This window comes from Pseudomonas serboccidentalis, from assembly GCF_028830055.1.
Taxonomy (GTDB): Bacteria; Pseudomonadota; Gammaproteobacteria; order Pseudomonadales; family Pseudomonadaceae; genus Aquipseudomonas; species Aquipseudomonas serboccidentalis.
Window position 1 is genome coordinate 1,175,011 of the sequence record NZ_CP101655.1, and the last position, 21,394, is coordinate 1,196,404.

Here is a 21,394-nt window from a genome sequence, read left to right on the forward strand (position 1 = left end):
CGGCATTTTTTTACCCGTGATTCCTGACTCACTAAGGTCCCTCTGTAGGAGTGAGCCTGCTCGCGATAGCCGTACTCCAGACAACGGATTCGGTGACTGATGCACCGCTATCGCGAGCAGGCTCACTCCTACAATGAATCGGGTGTACAGGGAGATCAGCGGTAATCATCCACCGGCACACACGCGCAAAACAGATTGCGATCCCCATAGACGTTATCCACCCGGTTCACTGCCGGCCAGTATTTATGCGCCTTGGTGTGCGCATCCGGGGTGACGCCCTGTTCGATGCTGTACGGCCGCTCCCAGACCCCGGTGACATCCGCCAAGGTATGCGGCGCACGCTTGAGCGGGTTGTCTTCCGCCGGCCAGTTGCCGTTCTGCACTTCGGTGATCTCTGCGCGGATGCTCAGCATGGCGCCAATAAAGCGGTCCAGTTCAGCCTTGGACTCGCTTTCGGTCGGCTCGACCATCAATGTCCCCGGCACCGGGAATGACATGGTCGGCGCGTGGAAGCCGTAGTCCATCAGACGCTTGGCGACGTCCTCTTCGCTGATCCCGGTCTGCGCCTTCAACGGCCGCAGGTCGAGAATGCATTCATGGGCCACCCGCCCATTGCGCCCGGTGTACAGCACCGGGAATGCACCGGATAAGTGCTGGGCCAGATAGTTGGCCGCCAGGATTGCCACCTCGCTGGCATCCGCCAATTGCGGCCCCATCATCGCGATGTACATCCAGCTGATCGGCAAGATGCTCGCGCTGCCCCACGGCGCCGCGCTGACCGCGCCGTTCTGCGGCAACGGGCCGTCGATCGGCACCACCGGGTGATTGGCGACGAACGGCGCCAGGTGTGCGCGAATGCCGATCGGCCCCATACCCGGCCCGCCGCCACCATGGGGAATGCAGAAAGTCTTGTGCAGGTTCATGTGCGATACGTCGGCGCCGATGTCCGCCGGCCGCGCCAGCCCGACTTGCGCATTGAGGTTGGCGCCGTCCATGTACACCTGCCCGCCGTGCTTGTGGATAACTTCGCAGATGTCGCTGATACCCTCCTCGTATACACCGTGAGTCGATGGATAGGTCGCCATCAGGCACGACAACTTGTCCCCCGCCTCGGCGGCCTTGGTTTTCAGGTCATCCAGATCGACGTTGCCGGCTTCGTCGCATTCGACGATCACCACGCGCATCCCGGCCATCTGCGCCGAGGCCGGGTTGGTGCCGTGGGCCGAGGACGGAATCAGGCAAATGTCCCGCGCGCCCTGATGCCGGCTCTCGTGATATTTGCGAATCGCCAGCAGCCCGGCGTACTCGCCCTGGGCTCCGGAGTTGGGCTGCATGCAGATCGCATCGAACCCGGTGATCGCGCACAACCAGCGCTCCAGCTCTTCGATCATCAAGGTGTAACCGAGCGCCTGCTCCCGCGGCGCGAACGGGTGCAGATTGGCGAACTGCGGCCAGGTGATAGGGAGCATCTCGCTGGTGGCGTTGAGTTTCATGGTGCAGGAGCCCAGCGGGATCATCGACTGGTTGAGCGCCAGATCCTTGTTCTCCAGCTGCTTGAGGTAGCGCAGCATCTCGGTTTCGCTGTGATGGGCATTGAACACCGGATGGCGCAGGTAAGGCGTCTTGCGCTGGAGGTTATCGGGGATGCCTGACACCAGTGCTTCCGCATCGAGTTGCTCGACGTTCAAACCGTGATCGGCACCCAGCAACACGTCAAACAACCTGGCCACTGTGCTTTCATCGCTGGTTTCATCGAGGCTAAGCCCCACTCGACCGCGCCCGAGAATACGCAGGTTGATCTGCGCGGCCTTGGCGCTGTCGATGATCGCGCTCTGCGCGCCACCGACGTCGAGGGTCAGGGTGTCGAAAAACTGTCCGTTGGCCCGCTGGATACCATGGCGCTCAAGGCCCGTCGCCAGAATGCAGGTCAACCGGTGCACCCGCTGCGCTATCCGTTTCAAGCCTTCCGGCCCGTGGTACACCGCGTAGAAACTGGCGATGTTGGCCAACAGCACCTGGGCGGTGCAGATGTTCGAGTTGGCCTTCTCCCGACGAATGTGTTGCTCGCGGGTTTGCAGGGCCATGCGCAACGCGACGTTGCCGCGGGCATCTTTCGACACGCCGATGATCCGCCCGGGAATCGCCCGTTTGTATTCGTCACGGCTGGCAAAAAACGCTGCGTGCGGGCCGCCGTATCCCATGGGCACGCCGAAGCGCTGCGACGAACCAAACACCACATCCGCGCCCAGTTCACCCGGCGGCGTCAGCAACAACAGGCTCAACAGATCCGCCGCCACACAGGCCAGCGCCTGCTGCGCGTGCAGTTGATCAATGACCGGTCGCAGATCACGGATCTCGCCGTGGGTGTCGGGATACTGCAGCAGTGCGCCGAACACCTGATGATGCTTCAAGTTATCCACAGCGTCGATGATCAGCTCAAAACCGAAACCTTCGGCGCGGGTCTGCACCACGGAAATGGTTTGCGGATGACAGTTCTCGTCGACGAAAAACAGATTGCTCTTCGACTTTGCCACGCGTTTGGCCAGCGCCATGGCTTCCGCCGCAGCGGTGGCTTCGTCGAGCAACGAGGCGTTGGCCAGCTCAAGCCCGGTGAGGTCGATGGTCAATTGCTGGAAGTTGAGCAGCGCTTCGAGACGGCCTTGGGCGATCTCCGGTTGATACGGGGTGTAAGCGGTGTACCAGCCAGGATTTTCCAGCACGTTGCGCAGGATGACGGTCGGCGTGAGCGTGCCGTGGTAGCCCATGCCGATCAGGCTGGTCCACAGCTGATTCTGCTCGGCATAACCGCGCAGCTTGGCCAGCGCCGCCTGTTCGTCGAGGGCCGGCGGCAGATCCAGCGCCCGGTTCAGGCGAATGCCCGGAGGTACCGTCTGCTCGATCAGTTCGACCCGGCTGCCGAGACCGAGGCTGTCGAGCATCGCCTGCTGTTCGGCGGCGTCGGGGCCCAAATGGCGGCGCAGGAAGGCTTCGGGGTCGCGTAACTGGCTCAAGGATGGCAACTGGGACATGACGGGCTCTCTTTTGACTGGCGCTCGGCGTCAATGCAACACGGTCAAACCAGCATAGCAGCCGATACCGACGCGCACGGCTTGGCGGCACAGGACGTTCCGGGGCATGCTGTAGCGCCTGCATCAGGCGCCCAACTTTCGGATGATCGAATCCTCATGAGCCAACTGCCGTTCCTGCCGTTTTCCAAACCTGTCATCGATGAAGCCACGATTGCCGCCGTCGGCGATGTGCTGCGCTCCGGCTGGATCACCAGCGGGCCGAAGGTCCAGGCCTTTGAAGCACAGCTGTCGGAATACTTTGGCGGGCGCCCGGTGCGCACGTTCAACTCCGGCACCTGCACCATGGAAATCGCCTTGCGCATCGCCGGCATCGGGCCAGATGACGAAGTGATCACCACGCCAATCTCCTGGGTCGCCACCGCCAACGTGATTCTCGAAGTCGGCGCCACCCCGGTGTTCGCCGACATCGATCCGGTGACCCGCAACATCGACCTGGACCAACTGGAAGCGGCGATCACCCCGCGCACCAAAGCGGTGATTCCGGTGTACCTCGCCGGCCTGCCGGTGGACATGGATCGGCTGTACGCCATCGCGCGCAAACACAATCTGCGCATTGTCGAAGACGCCGCCCAAGCGCTGGGTTCAAGCTGGAACGGCCAGCGCATCGGCGCCACCGGTGATTTCGTGTCGTTCAGCTTCCAGGCCAACAAGAACGTGACCTGCTCCGAGGGCGGTTGCCTGGTGCTGAACACCCCGGAAGAAGCACGGCTGGCGGAGAAGTATCGTCTGCAAGGCGTGACCCGCAACGGCTTCGATGGGCTGGACGTTGATGTGCTCGGCGGCAAGTTCAACATGACCGACGTCGCCGCGACCATCGGCTTGGGGCAATTTGCCCACATCGAAGCGCTGACTGCCCATCGCCAGGAACTGGCCCGTCACTACTTCAAATGTTTTGGCGATGACTTTGAAGCGACCTATGGTGCCCAGCTGCCGCCAGCGGATTTCACCAACAGCAACTGGCATCTGTTCCAGTTGGTACTGCCGGAGCGCAAGGACGGTTTGCCAGCGCGGGCCACGTTCATGGAGCAGATGCAGGCCAAAGGCATCGGCATCGGCTATCACTACCCGCCGATCCATTTACTCAGTCTGTACCGCGAGCGCGGTTTCAAGGAAGGCATGCTGCCGGTGGCTGAGCGCGTTGGACGCTTGATCGTGTCGCTGCCGATGTTCACCACCATGACCAAGGACGACGTCGAGCGTTCAGTGGCGGCAGTCAAAGCCGTATTGAAGCCCTGATCAATGCAGGAGCTGCCGCAGGCTGCGATCTTTTGACTTTGCCCTTAAAGACAAGAACAAAAGATCGCAGCCTGCGGCAGCTCCTACAGAGAGCGAGGATTACTCGCCGATGCTTTTCTGGTAGGCGGTAGCGTCGAGCAGCGTGTCCAGATCAGCAGCGTTGGCTGGTTTGAGCTTGAAGATCCACGCACCGTACGGGTCGGAGTTCAGCAGTTCCGGCGAACCGCTCAGCTCTTCGTTGACGGCGATCACTTCACCGGCAATCGGGGAGTAGATGTCGGACGCCGCTTTCACCGACTCGACCACACCAGCCGCCTCATTGGCCGCAAACACCTTGCCCACTTCAGTCAACTCGACGAACACCACATCGCCCAGCGCTTCCTGCGCGTGATCACTGATGCCCACGGTAACGGTGCCGTCGGCTTCCAGACGCGCCCACTCATGACTTTCGGCAAAACGCAGTTCAGCGGGGATATTGCTCATGCTCGGTGTCCTCAAGAAATTGTCAGCGGTCACGCCCGCCGGAAAAGGTTAGATCAAGGTTTTGCCATGGCGCACGAAGGTCGGTTTGACCACTCGTACCGGATACCACTTGCCTCGGATTTCCACTTCAGCGCGGTCGGCTGTGGCCATCGGTACACGCGCCAGGGCAATCGATTTGCTTAGCGTAGGAGAGAAACTACCACTGGTGATCTCTCCTTCGCCAACATCGGCGATACGAACCACCTGATGGGCACGTAAAACACCCCGTTCCTCAAGCACCAGGCCCACCAGTTTGTGCGCAACGCCGGCGGCTTTTTCCGCTTCCAGCGCTGCACGACCGATGAACTGGCGCGAGGCCGGTTCCCAGGCAATGCTCCAGGCCATATTGGACGCCAGCGGCGAGACATCTTGATGAATGTCCTGGCCGTAGAGGTTCATCCCGGCTTCAACCCGCAGCGTGTCGCGGGCGCCGAGGCCGATCGGCGAAATGCCGGCGCCCACCAGATCGTTGAAGAAACCCGGAGCCTGATCGGCCGGCAGGGCGATTTCCAGACCGTCCTCGCCGGTGTAACCGGTGCGGGCGATGAACCAGTCGCCATCGACTTCGGCTTCGAACGGTTTGAGGTGCTGGATCAGCGTGGCGCGGGACTGGGTCACCAGCTCGGCGATCTTGTGCCGGGCCTGCGGGCCTTGAATGGCGAGCATCGCCAGATCCTGACGCTCGTGCAGTTGCACGTCGTAACCGGCGACATGCGCCTGCATCCACGCCAGATCCTGATCACGGGTGGAGGCGTTGAACACCAGCCGATAACGGTCTTCGAGGCGATAGACGATCATGTCATCGACGATGCCGCCGCGCTCGTTGAGCATCGTGCTGTAGAGCGCGCGGCCAGGGCGGTGCAGACGCTCGACGTCATTGGCCAGCAAATGCTGAAGCCAGGCCTTGGCCTGGGCACCGGTGACATCGATCACGGTCATGTGGGAAACATCGAAGATCCCGCAATCGCGACGCACCTCGTGGTGTTCCTCGACCTGCGAACCGTAATGCAGTGGCATGTCCCAACCGCCAAAATCGACCATCTTCGCGCCGAGGGCGAGATGCAGGTCATACAGAGGCGTACGCTGTCCCATGGGTTTCTCCTTCCGGGCGTGGCGAAGGTGCGGACAGCCGCTGTACGGGGTGAAAGCCGCGAAATAGAAGGCTTTCAGCCGATTTCAGCGAACGGGTCTGTCAGACGAACCGCACCGAATGCCGCGCATTGTAGCCGCATGATTCAGGACTCACTACTAAGTGTTTCGATGCGCCGAGCGGCGGATCAGGCCGATGACCGGCAATAAACCGACCAACACCAGGGTCAGCGCCGGTAGCGACGCCCGCGCCCACTCGCCCTCGCTGGTCATTTCAAAGATCCGCACCGCCAGCGTGTCCCAGCCAAACGGGCGCATCAGCAGGGTCGCGGGCATTTCCTTGAGCACATCGACGAACACCAGCAACGCCGCGCTCAGCGTGCCGGGCAGCAACAGCGGCAGATACACTTTGAAAAACAGTCGCGGCCCACTGACACCCAGGCTACGTGCCGCTTCAGGCAAAGACGGCCGTATACGCGCCAGACTGTTTTCCAGCGGCCCGTAGGCCACGGCAATGAAGCGCACCAGATAGGCCATCAGCAACGCCGCCAGACTGCCCAGCAGCAGCGGCTTGCCGGCGCCCCCGAGCGAGCCCGACAGCGGGATCACCAGTTCGCGGTCGAGATAGCTGAAGGCAAGCATGATCGACACCGCCAGCACCGAGCCCGGCAATGCATAACCGAGATTGGCCAGGCTGACGCCGGAACGGATCGCCCGGGTCGGCGCCAGACGTCGGGCGAAGGCCAGCAGCAACGCGACGCTGACGGTGATCAACGCCGCCATGCCCCCCAGATACAGGGTGTGCAGAATCAGCCCGGCATAACGCTCATCGAGATCGAAGCGCCCGCGCTGCCAGAACCATACGATCAACTGCAGCAGCGGAATCACGAACGCACAGGCGAACACCAATGCGCACCAGCCAGTCGCCGCGAACGCCTTGAACCCGCGCAGGTGATACAGCGCCTTGACCCGTGGTCGCTCGTTGCTCGCCCGGTTGGCACCGCGCGCACGCCGTTCGCCATAGAGCACCAGCATCACCACCAGCAGCAACAGACTCGCCAGTTGCGCGGCGCTGGGCAGACTGAAGAAGCCGTACCAGGTCTTGTAGATCGCGGTGGTGAAGGTGTCGAAATTGAACACCGACACCGCGCCGAAATCCGCCAGGGTCTCCATCAGTGCCAGCGCCACACCGGCGCCAATCGCCGGACGCGCCATTGGCAACGCCACCCGCCAGAACGCTTGCCATGGCGATTGCCCGAGCACCCGCGCCGCTTCCATCAGGCCTTTGCCCTGCGCGAGAAACGCGGTGCGTGCCAGCAGGTAGACGTAGGGATAAAACACCAGCACCAGCACCACAATCACCCCGCCGGTGGAGCGCACTCGCGGCAGACGCAGGCCGCTGCCGAACCACTCACGCAACAGGGTTTGCACGGGGCCGGCAAAGTCCAGCAGACCGACGAAGACGAACGCCAGCACATAGGCCGGAATCGCAAAGGGCAACATCAGCGCCCAGTCGAGCCAACGCCGCCCGGGGAACTCGCAGAGACTGGTGAGCCACGCCAGACTGACGCCGAGCAGCGTCACACCAACGCCCACACCCAGCACCAGCGTGAGTGTGTTGCCCAGCAGACGCGGCATCTGGGTTTCCCACAGGTGCGACCAGATCTGCTGATCGATGGCTTGCCATGACAGCAACAGCACGCTCAGGGGCAACAGCACCAACGCGGCAATGGCGAAGACGATGGGGTACCAGCGGCGTTGGGCGGGGTGAGCCACTTCGAAGGTCTCGCGGAAAAATCGTGGAGTTTAGGAAAAAAGCAAAAAGATCGCAGCCTTCGGCAGCTCCTACAAGTGATCTCATGCAGGAGCTGCCGAAGGCTGCGATCTTTTGCGCTCTACAGCAGCAGCCTCAGTTCCAGCCCGCCCGATCCATCATCCGAATGGCTTCGGCCTGACGCTTGCCCGCCACTTCCACCGGCAAGGTGTCGGCCACGAACGTGCCCCACGCGGCCACTTCCTCGGAAGGTTTCACCGCCGGGTTGGCCGGGAACTCCTGGTTCACGTCGGCGAAGATCTTCTGCGCCTCAGGCGTGGTCATCCACTCGACCAGTGCCTTGGCGGCTTCCGGGTGAGGAGCGTGTTTGGTCAGGCCGATGCCCGACAGGTTCACGTGTACGCCGCGATCGGCCTGATTCGGCCAGAACAGTTTCACCGGCAGGTCCGGCTTCTGCTTGTGCAGGCGACCGTAGTAGTAGGTGTTGACGATGCCGACATCGCACTGGCCGGCATTGATCGCCTCCAGCACTGCAACGTCGTCGGAGAACACGTCGGTGGACAAGTTGTTGACCCAGCCCTTGAGGATCTTCTCGGTCTTCTCGGCGCCATGCACTTCGATCATGGTCGCGGTCAGCGACTGGTTGTAGACCTTCTTCGCCGTGCGCAGGCACAGGCGCCCTTCCCAATTCTTGTCGGCCAGCGCCTCGTAGGTGGTCAGCTCGCCCGGTTTCACCCGTTCGGTGGAATAGGCGATGGTCCGCGCGCGCAGGCTCAGGCCGGTCCAGGCGTGGGTCGAGGAGCGGTATTGCGCGGGAATGTTGCTGTCGATGGTCTTCGAGGTGAACGGCTGCAGGATGCCCATCTGCTCGGCCTGCCAAAGGTTGCCGGCGTCGACGGTGAGCAGCAGGTCGGCAGTCGCGTTTTCGCCCTCGGCCTTGATGCGCTGCATCAGCGGCGCTTCCTTGTCGGTGATGAACTTGATCTTCACCCCGGTTTTTGCGGTGTAGGCGTCGAACACCGGTTTGATCAGTTCATCGATACGCGAGGAGTAGACCACCACCTCGTCGGCGGCCTGGGCGGTGGTGCTGCCGATCAGGGTCAGGGCCAGTGCGGTCAGGAGACGCTTGGGTGCCAACATGGAGTGATCTCTCGGTCGGAAAATGTGGGCCAAATGATAAGGACTCACATTTAGGTTCTCAATCGATCACTTTTCCAAGGAGTTACCAGATGTTGCATGAGCTGAATTCACCGACTCCTGTGGTGAGGGAGCTTGCTCCCGCTGGAGGCCGAAGGACTCCCGTTTCGGCAAACACCGAATTTAGGGCCGCTTCGCAGCCCAGCGGGAGCAAGCTCCCTCGCCACAAGGCCATCTCAATCTCAGGGCTTGGCGAGCGCCGGCAGATCCCCGGTCAACCCCAGCGCCTCACGCACAAACAGCGCCTTGGCCTCCGGCATCTGCTCCACCAGCTTCAACCCGGCATTGCGCAACCAGCGCACCGGCAGCGGGTCGGCCTGGAACAGCCGCTCGAAGCCCTCCATCGCCGCCATCAGCGCCAGGTTGTGCGGCATGCGCCGACGCTCATAGCGGCTCAGCACCTTCACGTCCGCCAGCCGCTCGCCGCGTTCTGCCGCCTGCAGCAGCACTTCAGCCAGCACCGCCGCATCGAGGAAGCCGAGGTTCACGCCCTGCCCGGCCAACGGGTGAATGGTGTGTGCCGCATCGCCGATCAATGCCAGCCCTTCGGCCACGTAGCGCTTGGCATGCCGTTGACGCAGCGGCACGCACAGCCGTGGATCGGCACTGATGACGTCGCCCAGACAGCCTTCGAACGCACGCTCCAGCTCACGGCAGAACGTCGCTTCATCCAGCGCCATCAGGCGTTCGGCTTCACTCGGGGTGGTCGACCAGACGATCGAGCACCAGTCCTGCTGCCCGTCACGTTCCAGTGGCAGGAACGCCAACGGTCCGTGATCGGTGAAGCGTTGCCACGCCGTCATCCGGTGCGGCTTGCTGCTGCGCACACTGGTGACGATGGCGTGGTGCAGGTAATCCCACTCGCGGGTCGCGACACCGGTCAGGCGGCGCACCGCCGAGTTGGCGCCGTCCGCGGCAATCACCAGTGGCGCACGCAACTGACGACCATCGGCCAGCGTCAGCAGCCAGTCATCGCCGGAGCGGCGCATTTGCTCCAGTCGCGCGTTGGCCAGCATGCCCAGATCGCAGTCGTGCAAACGATCGAGCAAGGCATCCTGAACCACGCGGTTTTCGACGATATGCCCCAGCACATCGGCGTGCACACTGCTCGCCGAGAAATGGATCTGGCCGGTGCCGCTGCCATCCCACACATGCATGTCGGTGTAGGGACTGCTGCGGCGTCTGGCGATGCCATCCCACACGCCGAGGCGTTCGAGAATCCGCTGGCTGGCCGCCGACAAGGCGCTGACGCGTGGCTCGAACGGCGCGTCGACATCGAACGGTTTGACACTCAGCGGGCTGCCATCGAGCAGCAGCACTTCCAGGCCGCTGTCCTGCAACGCCAGCGCGAGGGCGCTGCCGACCATTCCGGCTCCGACAATCAGCAGATCTGCGCGCATTTCCATGCTTTAAGCCTGTCTCGCTGGCGGCGTGCGCCGCCCGTAAAGGGTTTTACCGAGCGCACCAGTTTGCGGTGCGCTCCTGAAAGTGAAAGTGCCGGCCCGCCGCTCAAGCATCCGGCCGCGTCCCCAGCCCCATGGCCTGACGGGCGAACCAGCGTTTAGCCGGCGGCAACAGATCAAGGCCGAGCAAGCCGATGTTGCGGCCCAGCGAGACCAGCGGCTGGGTGCTGCCGAACAGCCGCGTGACCTGATCGGAGAAGCCCACGGTGAGATCCTGGTCCAGACGCTGACGCTCGCGATAGGCCTGCAACGTGGCGAAGTCGCCCAGCGGCTTGTCACTGGCGAGCAGTGCAGCGGCCAAGGCATCGGCGTCACGCAGGGACAGGTTGAAACCCTGCCCGGCAATCGGGTGCAGGCTGTGTGCGGCGTTGCCGAGCACGGCCAGATGCGAGCGCACTTGCTCCTCGGCCTCGACCAGCGACAGCGGGTACAGATGCCGCGCACCGACCTGCTTCAAAGTGCCGAGACGGTAGCCGAACACGCCCTGCAACTCGCTGAGGAAATCGCGTTCGCTCAAGTCTGCCAAACGCTGTGCGTCCATGCCCAGACGGGTCCAGACCAGCGCGCAGCGATTCTCCGGCAATGGCAGCAGCGCCATCGGCCCTTCGTCGGTGAAGCGCTCGAAGGCCATGCCGTTATGCGCTTCGCTCGGGGTGATGTTGGCGATCAGCGCGCTCTGGTTGTACGGACGCTTGCGCACGTTGATGCCCAGTTGCTCGCGCAGACCGGAACGGCCGCCATCGGCAAGCACCGCCAGATCACACTCAACGGTGGTTTCATCGTTGAGGGTCAGGCGATAACCGTCGGATAGCGGCTCCATGCGCGTGACTTCCGCCGGGCAACGCCAGCTGATCACGTCTTTATCCAGGTGCTGCCACAGGCACTGGCCGAGCCAGGCGTTTTCCACCACGTAGCCGAGCGCCGGCACGCCCTCTTCCATCGCCGACAGACGGGCGGTGGAGAAGCGGCCACGGTCGGACACGTGGATCTGTTTGATCGGCTCGGCGCGGCGGGAAATTTCCTGCCACACGCCCAACCGCTGATAGATCTGCCGCGAACCAAAGGACAGCGCCGACGAACGGGCGTCGTAGCTCGGCTGCCAGCTGTCGCCGGGAGCGAACGGTTCGATCAGGATGATTTTCCAGCCGCGGGCCTTGGCCCCGGCCTGCAGGGCCAAGGCCAGACTGGCGCCGACCAGGCCGCCACCGATGATTGCCAGATTGACTCGACTCATGCCGCGTGTGTCCGTGCTTGCGCCATCAACGCTTCGATCTCGGCGACGGTTTTCGGTACGCCGCGGGTCAGGATTTCACAACCGGTCTTGGTCACTACCACGTCATCCTCGATGCGCACGCCAATGCCGCGCCATTTCTTCGCTACGTTCTGGTTGTCCGGGGCAATGTAGATGCCCGGCTCCACGGTCAGCGCCATGCCGACCTCCAGCACGCGCCATTCGCCGCCGACCTTGTATTCGCCGACGTCGTGTACATCCATGCCCAGCCAGTGGCCGGCACGGTGCATGTAAAACGCTTTATAGGCTTCAGACGCGATCAGCTCGTCGACCTCGCCTTGCAGTATTCCGAGCTTGACCAGGCCGGTGATAATGACCCTGACCGTGGCTTCGTGCGCCTGATTCCAGTTTTTGTTCGGGGCGATTTCGGCAAACGCGGCTTCCTGCGAGGCCAGCACTAACTCGTAAATCGCTTTCTGCTCGGCGGAAAACTTGCCGTTGACCGGCCAGGTGCGGGTGATATCGCTGGCGTAGCAGTCGATTTCGCAACCGGCGTCGATCAACACCAGATCGCCATCCTTGAGCAGCGCGTCATTCTGCTGGTAATGCAGGATGCAGCTGTTGCGCCCGGCAGCGACGATCGATCCGTAGGCCGGCATCTTCGCCCCGCCCTTGCGGAATTCGTAATCGAGCTCGGCTTCGAGACTGTATTCGTACAGTCCCGGCCGACTGGCCTGCATCGCCCGGATATGCGCCTGAGCGGATATCCGCGCGGCTTCGCGCATCACCTTCACTTCTGCCGCCGATTTATACAGGCGCATGTCGTGCAGCAGGTGATCCAGGGCAACGAATTCGTTCGGTGGCTGGGCGCCGAGGTGCGCCTTGGAGCGGATCACGTTGATCCAGTCCATCAGGTGGCGATCGAATTCAGGGTTGCTGCCCATCGCCGAATACACCCGGTCGCGGCCTTCGATCAGGCCCGGCAGGATGTCGTCGATGTCGGTAATCGGGAATGCGTCGTCAGCGCCGTAATCACGGATCGCGCCTTCCTGCCCTGCGCGCAGGCCGTCCCACAACTCGCGTTCGGCGTTACGCTCACGGCAGAACAACACGTACTCGCCGTGCTCGCGACCCGGCATCAAGACAATGACGGCTTGCGGCTCGGGGAATCCGCTGAGGTACTGGAAGTCGCTGTCCTGACGGTAGACGTGCTCGACGTCGCGGTTGCGGATCGCTACCGCGGCGGCGGGCAGGATCGCGATGCTGTTGGGTTCCATCTGCGCCATCAGGGCCTTGCGGCGACGGCTGTATTCCGCTTTGGGGATATGGGTCATGGGCAGATGGCTTTCCCTGGCACGCGATTAATGCAGCGACGGCTTGGCGGCTGGCGGCACGTCGGCTTTTCTGGTTTCCGAGAACAGCAGCAGCGGTGCAACGCGCAGGTACTCCATGACTTCCATGTAGTCGGATTCGCCGTCATCGGATTCTTCCAGAGCATCTTGCACCTGGGAGATCGCTGCGAGATCCTGCAGCACTTCGGTGGCTTCAGTGCTGAGCATGCTGCTGTCACGGCAGTTCAAGCCGAAACCGCTGAGGAAGCCCTGGCACCATTGGCCCAGTGCAGCGGCGCGGTCAGCCAGTGGTGCATCATCGGTCGGCAGCAGCAGAACGACGGTGACGTCGTCGCCGGTCAGCTCGCCTTTGACCATCTCTTGCAGACCGATCAGGGCGTTGCGGACGTTGTCCTGGATGTCGCCTTCGAGCAGTTCGGCGGCGTCGATCAGCCAGCCTTCGTTATCGAAGCCGGCGCCGGCGCAGCTGCGGCCGAGCAGGACGCCATGCAGTTCGGCAGGCGAGACGTTGTGGCCGCTGGCAGTCAGCAGGGTGGCAAAGGCTTGGTACGGGGAATTCGCAATGGTCATGGGCAGCTAGGCGCCAGACGGCGCTATGTCTAGAATGAAGGCCTTGTATCCTACATCGACAGACTCGCCAAGACTATTAAAGGCTGTCCGCCAGCTACCACCCATCAGACGAACACGTGGACACAATGGAAGACACCGACCTGCAAGCGCTGATGGCCAGACTCGAACTGCTGATTAGTCGAGTGGAGCAACTTAAGAGTCAAAACGCACTCTTACTAGCTCAGGAAAAGACCTGGCGCGAGGAACGCGCTCACCTCATTGAAAAAAACGAAATCGCCCGGCGTAAGGTCGAATCGATGATTTCGCGCCTCAAGGCCCTGGAGCAAGACTCATGAGTTCAAGCAATAGCGTTACCGTGCAGATCCTCGACAAAGAATATTCGATCATCTGCCCGCAGGAAGAACGCAGCAATCTGGTCAGTGCCGCACGCTACCTGGACGGCAAGATGCGCGAGATCCGCAGCAGCGGCAAAGTCATCGGCGCCGACCGTATCGCCGTGATGGCCGCGCTGAACATCACCCACGACCTCTTGCACAAAGAAGAGCGCCCGGATATCCAGGCCAGCGGCTCGACCCGTGAACAGGTGCGCGACTTGCTCGATCGTGTCGATCTGGTGCTGGCGACCGATCCGGACGTCACCAAGGGCTGATTCGCCAGGCCGCTTGAGGTATACTCGCGGCACTCCCTGGGGTGCTTGCCAGTTGACGATGTCCCTGAGCCGATTTGCACTACCCTGGAGGTTGCACGTTGGGCTGGTGTGCATGTCCGCCAGACGGAAAGCCTTAAAGTCTACTGCATCCTCCACCTTGAACTTTCGGGTTCAAGGGCTAAGTTGACAGCGGTTCATCCGGGGAGCCTGATTCGAATCCGATGCCGGTTTTTTGCCGGCATCGGATTTTTTATGCGTGCGTTTTCGCCCTCAACTGCCGAAGCCGAACCATGACCGAACCTGCGCTGCTGCCCCGCCCGCAACTCCGCCGCCTGCTACGCAAGGCGCGCCGCGCGCTGACGCCGAGTGAGCAACGCCAGGCCGCCAAAGGCCTGTTCCGCCAACTGGCGCAAGACCCGCACTTCCGCCGGGCTCGACACATCTCTCTGTATCTACCCACCGACGGTGAAATCGATCCGCGCCTGCTGCTGCGCGAAGCCCAGCGGCGCGGCAAGGCCACCTACCTGCCGGTGCTCAGTGCCTGGCCGCGAACCAAAATGGTGTTCCAGCGCATTCGCCCCGGCGACAAGCTCAAGCCCAATCGCTTCCGCATTCTCGAACCACGCGCCAACCTGGCCCATCAACGCAGGATCTGGACGCTGGATCTGGTGTTGTTGCCATTGGTGGGGTTTGACGATGTTGGCGGACGCCTGGGGATGGGCGGCGGTTTCTACGACCGCAGCCTGGCGTACCTGGCCCGGCGCAAAAACTGGCGCAAGCCGACGCTGCTGGGGCTGGCCCATGAATGTCAGAAGGTCGAACGCCTGGCGCAGGCAAGTTGGGATGTACCGTTGCAGGGCACGGTGACAGACAAGGCGTGGTATTTCGCAGACTAGACGCCGCGCAGATCAGCGGCGTCGGGGAGGCAGTTTCAGCGTTTGAAGGCTGTCGACTGTTGGACCTGTTGCGCGACTTCAACCGGAGCATCGGTCTTGCTTGTCCACAGACTTTGCGCATAACCGGTGGTCACGACGCCCAGGCCGAACAAAATAACCAAAGTCCATAGCAAATCCGGTTTGCGTTTCATCGATTGCCCCCCTCAAGGCACATCATCACGATGACAGCAGCGGTTTCCGTTCGTAGGCCGTGCAGCAGCGTCAAGCTTTAAAGGCCGGCATTTTGCGACAACGTGAACCCGGGCGCAAATGCTGACGTCAACCGACCGTCGGTTTGTCATAAAATTGCCCGACAACCTGCCCAATGACCGCTTGAGGAGCAAAAGACATGGCCTATTGGCTGATGAAATCCGAGCCCGACGAACTCTCGATCAAAGGTCTGGAGAAGCTCGGCTCAGCGCGCTGGGACGGGGTTCGCAACTATCAGGCACGCAACTTCCTGCGCGCGATGGCGGTGGGGGATGAGTTCTTTTTCTACCATTCCAGCTGCCCGGAGCCGGGGATTGCCGGAATCGGCAGAATTAGCCTGGCGGCGTACCCGGATCCCACCGCACTCGAGCCGCAGAGCCATTATTTCGACCCCAAGGCCACACCAGAGAAAAACCCCTGGAGCGCGATCGATGTTGCGCACGTCGAGACATTTGCCCGGGTCCTGAAGCTCGATTACCTGAAACAGCAGACCGCGCTGGCCGAAATGCCGCTGGTGCAAAAAGGCAGTCGCCTGTCGGTGATGCCCGTGACGGCCGAACAGTGGGCCGCCGTGCTCGGCTTGCGCTGAGAACTCCCCGGTCACGGTTTTTTACCCGAAAAAGGGGCTAGGCTTGGCGCTCATTTGATTGACATCAAGCGACTCGAACGCTTGAACCGTCAGACTGGACGCCACAGCCGCAGGATGCCCCCATGTCGACGCACAGCCGCTCTTCACTTTTATATGCCGGTTCGCTTTTGGTGTTACTCGCCGCCGCCGGCGGATTCGGTTACTGGCTGTCGATCAGCAGCCGTCTGGTCGAAGGACTGTCGATGGGCAACGGGCGGCTGGAAGCCACCGAAGTACAAATCGCCAGCAAGACACCCGGACGTCTGGCCGAGGTACGGGTGGATGAAGGCGACAAGGTCAACAAGGGCCAACTGCTCGCCCGCATGGACACCCGCACGCTCGAAGCGCAGCGCACTCAGGCCGAAGCCGAAGTCTTGCGCGCCCGGGAAAACCTCAATGCTGCCCAGGCCAATGTGCAATTGCGCCAGAGTGAACTGCTGCTGGCCCAGCAAGAGCTCGGGCGTTCGCAATCGCTGTTCAAGCACGGTTACGTCAGCGCCCAGACCATCGATCAGTTGCAGTCGCGCATTGGCACCGGCAACGCTGCCGTAACGGCGGCCCGCGCCCAGGTATCTGCCGTCAGTGCGGCGATTGGTGCGGCACAGGCCCAGGTCGCGCAACTGACCAGTGAGATCGACGACAGCCAGTTGCGCGCACCGATTGACGGGGTGATCCAGTTGCGCATGGCCGAACCCGGCGAAGTGCTGGGGGCCGGCGGTCGGGTGTTACTGCTGATCGATCCCAACGATCAGTACATGAACCTCTACCTTTCCGCCTCCGTGGCCGGACGTCTGGCGGTGGGCGATGAAGCCCGGGTGCTGCTCGATGCCCTGCCCGACAAGCCCTTGCCGGCGAAGATCAGTTTCGTCGCCGGCAAATCGCAGTTCACCCCCAAAGAAGTCGAGACCCGCGACGAGCGGCAAAAGCTGGTGTTCCGCGTCAAGTTGCGCCTGACCCAACCCAGCGCCGTCCCGCAGGCCAAACCCGGCATGCCCGGCGCCGGTTATGTGCGCACCGCGCCGATTGTCTGGCCGGCCAACTTGCAATGAACAGCCTCGCGGTTCAGGCGAACGCTATCGCGCACCGCTACGGCAAACAGCCAGCGCTGAGCGATATCACCTTCAGCCTGCCCGCCGGTACCCGTTGCGGGCTGATCGGCCCCGATGGCGCGGGCAAGTCCAGCCTGCTGGGGCTGATCGCCGGGGTTAAGGCCTTGCAGCAGGGGCAACTGGACGTCCTCGGCGGGCCGATCCAGCAGCGCCGTCACCGCGACACGCTGTATGCGCGCATCGCCTTCATGCCCCAGGGATTGGGCGGCAACCTGTATCCCGAGCTGTCGATCCGCGAAAACATTCAGTTCTTCGCCACGCTGTTCGGCCTGTCGAAGGCCGACAGCGAACAACGCATGCACAATCTGCTGCTCGCCACCGATCTGCTGAAGTTCGCCGAGCGCCCCGCCGGCAAGTTGTCCGGCGGCATGAAACAGAAACTCGGGCTGTGCTGCGCGCTGATCCATGAGCCGGATCTGTTGATCCTCGATGAGCCAACCACCGGCGTCGACCCGCTCTCACGCCGGCGTTTCTGGGAGTTGATCGACGATGTGCGGCGCGAGCGCCCGCAACTGACCCTGCTGGTCGCCACCGCTTATATGGAGGAAGCCGAACAGTTCGAGCATTGCCTGATGCTCGACAACGGCAAGTTGATCGCCACCGGTTTGAGCCGCGAGCTGGCGGCCGTCACCCCCAGCGGCAAACTCGATGAAGCCTTCACGCACTTCCAGGGCGACAGCCATCACGACGCTCAGCCGCTGGTCATTCCGCCGCGTACTGGCGGCACTACAGACATTGCCATCGAGGCCCACGACCTGACGCTGCGCTTCGGCGACTTCACGGCGGTGGATCACGTCAGCTTCGCCATCGGTCGCGGCGAGATCTTCGGTTTTCTGGGTTCCAACGGCTGCGGCAAAACCACCACCATGAAAGTTCTGACCGGACTGATGCCGGCCAGCGAGGGCAGCGCGACACTGCTGGGCAATCCGGTGGACGCCAAGGATCTGGCCACGCGCAAGCGGGTCGGGTTCATGTCCCAGAGCTTTTCGCTGTATGGCGAACTCAGTGTGCGGCAGAACCTGGACCTGCACGCCCGGCTGTTCGACTTGCCCAAGGCCGAGAGCGCGCAACGCATCGATGCATTGATTCAACGCTTCAACCTGCTCAGCGTTGCCGATCAGCCGTCCGGTGCCCTGCCTCTCGGGCTGCGTCAACGCCTGTCGCTAGCGGTGGCGGTGTTGCATCGCCCGGAAGTGCTGATCCTTGATGAGCCGACGTCCGGCGTCGACCCGGCAGCCCGTGATGACTTCTGGCGACTGTTGATCGAACTGTCCCGCGAGCAAGGCGTGACGATTTTCCTCTCCACTCACTTTATGAACGAAGCCCAGCGCTGCGACCGCATCTCGCTGATGCACGCCGGCAAAGTCCTGGCGTGCGACACCCCGGCGGCGTTGCAACGCCAGTTCGCCGGAGAGACGCTGGAAGCCGCTTTCGTGACATGTCTGGAACAGGCCCAGGGCACTGCCGAATCACCTCCCGCGAGTGCATCGCCAACCGCGCCACCAGCGCCAGCTGCCGCGCCGCCGATCCAGCAGCGCGGGTTCAGCCTCGGTCGCCTGCTGGCGGTGGCCAGTCGCGAAGGCAAGGAGCTGCTGCGCGACAAGGTACGCATGGCCTTTGCGCTGGCGGGGGCGATTTTCATGATGGTGATCTTCGGCTACGGGATTTCCCTGGACGTGGAGAACCTCGCGTTCGCCGTGTACGACCAGGACCAGACACCGCAGAGCCGAACCTATCTGGAAGCCTTTCGCGGCTCGCGCTACTTCGATGAACGGCCGGCCATCCACGATGCTCAGGAGCTGCACCGCCGCCTGCAGCGCTCGGAAATCAAACTCGCCCTGGAGATCCCGCCCGGATTCGGCCGCGACCTGTACGCCGGGCGTCAGCCTGCGGTGGCGGCATGGCTGGATGGCGGCATGCCGTTTCGCGCCGAAACCAGCCGCAATTATGTCGAAGCCGTGCACTTGGCCAACCTGCAACAGTTGGTTGAGCAGAGCAGCCCCGCCGTGAACCATCAGGCGAGCGCCAGCCTGGAAACCCGCTTTCGCTACAACCAGGATGTGGTCAGCGTCAACGCCATCGGCCCCGGGGTCATGGCGCTGATTCTGGCGTTCATTCCGGCGATGCTGACCGCACTCGGCATCGTGCGCGAAAAGGAGCTGGGTTCGATCACCAACTTCTACGCCACGCCCCTGACCCGCCTGGAGTTTCTGCTGGGCAAGCAGGCGCCGTACCTGCTGGTCAGCCTGGTCAATCTCGCAGTGCTGGTGGCGATGAACCGCTGGCTGTTCGGTGTGCCGTTCAAGGGCAGCCTGCTGACGCTGGCATTCGGCGGCCTGCTGTACGTGCTGGCGACCACCAGCATGGGTCTGCTGATCTCGGCGTTCACCCGCACGCAAATTGCCGCGATCCTCGGCACGATGATCATCACCAGCCTGCCGACCATCCAGTTCTCCGGGCTGATCGTGCCGCGTTCTTCGCTGGAAGGTGCCGCAGCGGTGATGGGCATGCTGTTTCCGGCGGGGCACTTCCTCGACATTGCGGTGGGTACGTTCACCAAAGCGCTGGACTTGCGGCAACTGTGGCCGCAGTGCCTGGCGCTGTTCGGGTTCTTTGTCGGGTTCACCGGGCTGAGCCTGGTCATGCTGAAAAAGCAGGAGGCCTGATGCACAAGTTCGCGCACATCCTGCGCCTGGGACTCAAGGAACTGACCAGCCTGCGCCACGACAGCGTGTTGCTGCTGTTTCTGTTCTACGCCTTCACCGTGGCGATCTACATGCCTGCCGCCGGCTCGGTGATCGGCGTGCACAACGCCAGCGTGGCGATCGTCGACGAAGACCACAGCGCCCTCTCGCGCCAGTTGGCCCAGGCCCTGCAACCGCCGGAGTTCCAGACACCGGTGCTGCTGCCCTACCCGCAACTGGATCAGGTGATGGACAGCGGCCAATACACCTTCGTGATCAACATTCCGGCAGGCTTTCAAACCGATCTGCTGGCGGCACGGCAACCGGCCATTCAGGTCAACGTCGACGCCACCGCCATGAGCCAGGCGTTCATGGGCGCCGGCTACATCGGCCGGATCTTCCAGCGCGAATTGCAGGCCTATGGCGGCCAAAGCGATGCCGCGACCCAGGCACCGATTCAACTGACCACCCGCGCGCTGTTCAACACTAATCTGGAAGGTGGCTGGTTTCTGGCGGTGATTCAGATCGTCAACAACATCACCATTCTGGCGATCATCCTCACCGGCACGGCGTTGCTGCGCGAACGCGAACACGGCACGCTCGACCATTTACTGGTGCTGCCGCTGACGGCGCTGGAAATCATGCTGGCAAAAATCTGGAGCAACCTGCTGGTGGTGGTGCTGTGCACCTGGCTGTCGCTGGAGGTGGTGGTCAAAGGCCTGCTGGGGGTGCCGCTGGCCGGCTCGATGAGCCTGTTTTTGCTGGTGACCGCAGTTTATCTGTTTGCCAGTACCGCGCTGGGGATTTTTCTGGCGACACTGGCACGCTCGACGCCACAGTTCGGCCTGCTGGCGATTCCAGTGATCATCCCGATGTTGCTGCTGTCTGGCGGCAGCACACCGTTGGACAGCATGCCGCAATGGCTGCAGTGGGTCATGCAGGGCTCGCCATCCACGCACTTTGTCAGCCTCAGCGCCGCGATTCTGTTCCGCGACGCCGGGCTGAGCGTGGTCTGGCCGGACTTGCTGGCGCTGACGGCCATCGGCCTGCTGTTCTTCCTCATCGCCCTGGCGCGCTTTCGCAAAAGCCTGGCGTCCTGAACAGCGGCCAGCGTGCTTACTGAATGATCAGGTTGTTGAACAGCAAGTCTTCAACCACCGGCTTGCCGGTTTCGTCATTCATTACTTGCTGGGTCTGCTTCAGGGCTTCCTGACGCAGCTTTTCCTTGCCTTCGATGCTGCTCATCGCCTCGGCGGTCTGCTGGGTGAACAGCGCCACCAGTTGGTTGCGGATCAGCGGCTCGTTGGCCTTGACCAGTTTGGTCGCCTCGTCCCCGGTCACGCGCAGCGCCACATCGGCCTTGTAGACCTTCAGCTTTGGCGTGCCGTCCAGCCCGTAGTTGCCCACGAACGGCGGGCTCAGGGTGATGTAGTTGACCTTCGGCGCCTCGCCTTCTTTGGCTTCTTCGGCCAGCGCTGCCACAGGCAGAGACAGGGCCAGCAACAACATGATCCACGCTTTCACAATTCGCTCCTTATCCGGTTTGCGGCCTAGCATAACGACCCGCCGCGCAAGCACAAGCTTATGGCTGACTATCAGGGCCGGGCATGCTCGTTGACCCGTTGACTGACACACCTACACTTATCGGCCATCACT

19 protein-coding genes and 1 other RNA gene are annotated in these 21,394 nt (G+C 62.4%); 9 read left to right on the forward strand and 11 right to left on the reverse strand.

Annotated features, from left to right (window positions below; translation table 11 throughout):
• Positions 1–155: 155 nt before the first annotated feature.
• Positions 156–3,029, reverse strand: coding sequence for an aminomethyl-transferring glycine dehydrogenase (gene gcvP / locus NN484_RS05405; RefSeq protein WP_274658695.1), 2,874 nt, complete (start codon positions 3,027–3,029; stop codon positions 156–158).
• 156 nt (positions 3,030–3,185) lie between these two features.
• Between gcvP and NN484_RS05410 the strand changes: the two genes are divergently transcribed.
• Positions 3,186–4,325 (forward strand): DegT/DnrJ/EryC1/StrS family aminotransferase, encoded by a 1,140-nt coding sequence (locus NN484_RS05410; protein WP_274658696.1) that lies wholly within the window; start codon positions 3,186–3,188, stop codon positions 4,323–4,325.
• A 99-nt stretch (positions 4,326–4,424) separates the two neighbouring features.
• On the opposite strand, the gene gcvH is transcribed toward NN484_RS05410, so the two are convergent.
• The 8 genes from gcvH to NN484_RS05450 all read right to left on the reverse strand — a co-directional run bounded on the left by gcvH (position 4,425) and on the right by NN484_RS05450 (position 13,523).
• The gene (gene gcvH / locus NN484_RS05415; RefSeq protein ID WP_127648004.1) at positions 4,425–4,808 is read right to left on the reverse strand and encodes a glycine cleavage system protein GcvH; all 384 of its coding nucleotides are present in this window, start codon (positions 4,806–4,808) and stop codon (positions 4,425–4,427) included.
• Between the two features lie 48 nt (positions 4,809–4,856).
• Positions 4,857–5,939: a glycine cleavage system aminomethyltransferase GcvT gene (gcvT, locus tag NN484_RS05420; protein WP_215500602.1), complete on the reverse strand. Its 1,083-nt coding sequence runs from the start codon at positions 5,937–5,939 to the stop codon at positions 4,857–4,859.
• 156 nt (positions 5,940–6,095) lie between these two features.
• Positions 6,096–7,712: an ABC transporter permease gene (locus NN484_RS05425; RefSeq protein ID WP_274658697.1), complete on the reverse strand. Its 1,617-nt coding sequence runs from the start codon at positions 7,710–7,712 to the stop codon at positions 6,096–6,098.
• A gap of 133 nt (positions 7,713–7,845) precedes the next feature.
• Positions 7,846–8,850 (reverse strand): extracellular solute-binding protein, encoded by a 1,005-nt coding sequence (locus NN484_RS05430; protein WP_274658698.1) that lies wholly within the window; start codon positions 8,848–8,850, stop codon positions 7,846–7,848.
• Between the two features lie 239 nt (positions 8,851–9,089).
• Positions 9,090–10,307: a 2-octaprenyl-3-methyl-6-methoxy-1,4-benzoquinol hydroxylase gene (locus tag NN484_RS05435; protein ID WP_164747829.1), complete on the reverse strand. Its 1,218-nt coding sequence runs from the start codon at positions 10,305–10,307 to the stop codon at positions 9,090–9,092.
• A gap of 109 nt (positions 10,308–10,416) precedes the next feature.
• Entirely contained in the window at positions 10,417–11,604 is a 1,188-nt protein-coding gene (gene ubiH, locus NN484_RS05440; RefSeq protein WP_127648009.1) for a 2-octaprenyl-6-methoxyphenyl hydroxylase, read from the reverse strand.
• Complete coding sequence (gene pepP, locus NN484_RS05445; RefSeq protein ID WP_274658699.1) at positions 11,601–12,935, reverse strand: Xaa-Pro aminopeptidase; 1,335 nt, start codon at positions 12,933–12,935, stop codon at positions 11,601–11,603. The genes ubiH and pepP overlap by 4 nt, the downstream gene beginning before the upstream one ends.
• A gap of 27 nt (positions 12,936–12,962) precedes the next feature.
• Complete coding sequence (locus NN484_RS05450; RefSeq protein ID WP_127648011.1) at positions 12,963–13,523, reverse strand: YecA/YgfB family protein; 561 nt, start codon at positions 13,521–13,523, stop codon at positions 12,963–12,965.
• A 125-nt stretch (positions 13,524–13,648) separates the two neighbouring features.
• On the opposite strand from NN484_RS05450, the gene NN484_RS05455 reads away from it, so the two are divergent.
• The 4 genes from NN484_RS05455 (at position 13,649) to NN484_RS05470 (ending at position 15,068) form a co-directional block, all read left to right on the forward strand.
• A complete protein-coding gene (locus tag NN484_RS05455) occupies positions 13,649–13,858 on the forward strand; it encodes a TIGR02449 family protein (RefSeq protein ID WP_025112001.1) in 210 nt (69 codons plus the stop codon).
• Positions 13,855–14,172: a cell division protein ZapA gene (locus NN484_RS05460; protein WP_008055229.1), complete on the forward strand. Its 318-nt coding sequence runs from the start codon at positions 13,855–13,857 to the stop codon at positions 14,170–14,172. Before NN484_RS05455 ends, NN484_RS05460 begins: the two co-directional genes overlap by 4 nt.
• A gap of 30 nt (positions 14,173–14,202) precedes the next feature.
• Positions 14,203–14,381, forward strand: a non-coding RNA gene (ssrS, locus tag NN484_RS05465) — 6S RNA.
• An 81-nt stretch (positions 14,382–14,462) separates the two neighbouring features.
• Positions 14,463–15,068 (forward strand): 5-formyltetrahydrofolate cyclo-ligase, encoded by a 606-nt coding sequence (locus NN484_RS05470; protein ID WP_127648012.1) that lies wholly within the window; start codon positions 14,463–14,465, stop codon positions 15,066–15,068.
• Positions 15,069–15,103: 35 nt separating this feature from the next.
• Here NN484_RS05470 and NN484_RS05475 read toward each other — a convergent pair whose 3' ends face one another.
• Positions 15,104–15,259, reverse strand: a complete 156-nt coding sequence (locus NN484_RS05475; protein WP_003229308.1) for a hypothetical protein — start codon at positions 15,257–15,259, stop codon at positions 15,104–15,106.
• Positions 15,260–15,456: 197 nt separating this feature from the next.
• Here NN484_RS05475 and NN484_RS05480 point away from each other — a divergent pair, with 197 nt between their 5' ends.
• The 4 genes from NN484_RS05480 to NN484_RS05495 all read left to right on the forward strand — a co-directional run bounded on the left by NN484_RS05480 (position 15,457) and on the right by NN484_RS05495 (position 20,838).
• A complete protein-coding gene (locus tag NN484_RS05480) occupies positions 15,457–15,906 on the forward strand; it encodes an EVE domain-containing protein (protein ID WP_127648013.1) in 450 nt (149 codons plus the stop codon).
• A 122-nt stretch (positions 15,907–16,028) separates the two neighbouring features.
• Positions 16,029–16,994 carry an HlyD family secretion protein gene (locus tag NN484_RS05485; RefSeq protein ID WP_127648014.1) on the forward strand — a complete coding sequence of 322 codons (966 nt, stop codon included), beginning with the start codon at positions 16,029–16,031 and terminating at the stop codon, positions 16,992–16,994.
• Complete coding sequence (gene rbbA, locus NN484_RS05490) at positions 16,991–19,720, forward strand: ribosome-associated ATPase/putative transporter RbbA (protein WP_274658700.1); 2,730 nt, start codon at positions 16,991–16,993, stop codon at positions 19,718–19,720. The genes NN484_RS05485 and rbbA overlap by 4 nt, the downstream gene beginning before the upstream one ends.
• Positions 19,720–20,838 carry an ABC transporter permease gene (locus NN484_RS05495; protein ID WP_215500597.1) on the forward strand — a complete coding sequence of 373 codons (1,119 nt, stop codon included), beginning with the start codon at positions 19,720–19,722 and terminating at the stop codon, positions 20,836–20,838. Before rbbA ends, NN484_RS05495 begins: the two co-directional genes overlap by 1 nt.
• 16 nt (positions 20,839–20,854) lie before the next feature.
• On the opposite strand, the gene NN484_RS05500 is transcribed toward NN484_RS05495, so the two are convergent.
• Entirely contained in the window at positions 20,855–21,262 is a 408-nt protein-coding gene (locus tag NN484_RS05500) for a flagellar basal body-associated protein FliL (protein WP_025113295.1), read from the reverse strand.
• Positions 21,263–21,394: the final 132 nt, after the last annotated feature.

Coding starts and splice junctions, on each gene's coding strand:
- NN484_RS05450 (WP_127648011.1), bottom strand. CDS start 13,523: ATGACCATTGCGAATTCCCCGTACCAAGCCTTTGCCACCCTGCTGACT.
- NN484_RS05480 (WP_127648013.1), top strand. CDS start 15,457: ATGGCCTATTGGCTGATGAAATCCGAGCCCGACGAACTCTCGATCAAA.
- ubiH (WP_127648009.1), bottom strand. CDS start 11,604: ATGAGTCGAGTCAATCTGGCAATCATCGGTGGCGGCCTGGTCGGCGCC.
- NN484_RS05430 (WP_274658698.1), bottom strand. CDS start 8,850: ATGTTGGCACCCAAGCGTCTCCTGACCGCACTGGCCCTGACCCTGATC.
- gcvH (WP_127648004.1), bottom strand. CDS start 4,808: ATGAGCAATATCCCCGCTGAACTGCGTTTTGCCGAAAGTCATGAGTGG.
- rbbA (WP_274658700.1), top strand. CDS start 16,991: ATGAACAGCCTCGCGGTTCAGGCGAACGCTATCGCGCACCGCTACGGC.
- NN484_RS05460 (WP_008055229.1), top strand. CDS start 13,855: ATGAGTTCAAGCAATAGCGTTACCGTGCAGATCCTCGACAAAGAATAT.
- NN484_RS05475 (WP_003229308.1), bottom strand. CDS start 15,259: ATGAAACGCAAACCGGATTTGCTATGGACTTTGGTTATTTTGTTCGGC.
- gcvT (WP_215500602.1), bottom strand. CDS start 5,939: ATGGGACAGCGTACGCCTCTGTATGACCTGCATCTCGCCCTCGGCGCG.
- gcvP (WP_274658695.1), bottom strand. CDS start 3,029: ATGTCCCAGTTGCCATCCTTGAGCCAGTTACGCGACCCCGAAGCCTTC.
- NN484_RS05470 (WP_127648012.1), top strand. CDS start 14,463: ATGACCGAACCTGCGCTGCTGCCCCGCCCGCAACTCCGCCGCCTGCTA.
- pepP (WP_274658699.1), bottom strand. CDS start 12,935: ATGACCCATATCCCCAAAGCGGAATACAGCCGTCGCCGCAAGGCCCTG.
- NN484_RS05455 (WP_025112001.1), top strand. CDS start 13,649: ATGGAAGACACCGACCTGCAAGCGCTGATGGCCAGACTCGAACTGCTG.
- NN484_RS05410 (WP_274658696.1), top strand. CDS start 3,186: ATGAGCCAACTGCCGTTCCTGCCGTTTTCCAAACCTGTCATCGATGAA.
- NN484_RS05435 (WP_164747829.1), bottom strand. CDS start 10,307: ATGCGCGCAGATCTGCTGATTGTCGGAGCCGGAATGGTCGGCAGCGCC.
- NN484_RS05495 (WP_215500597.1), top strand. CDS start 19,720: ATGCACAAGTTCGCGCACATCCTGCGCCTGGGACTCAAGGAACTGACC.
- NN484_RS05485 (WP_127648014.1), top strand. CDS start 16,029: ATGTCGACGCACAGCCGCTCTTCACTTTTATATGCCGGTTCGCTTTTG.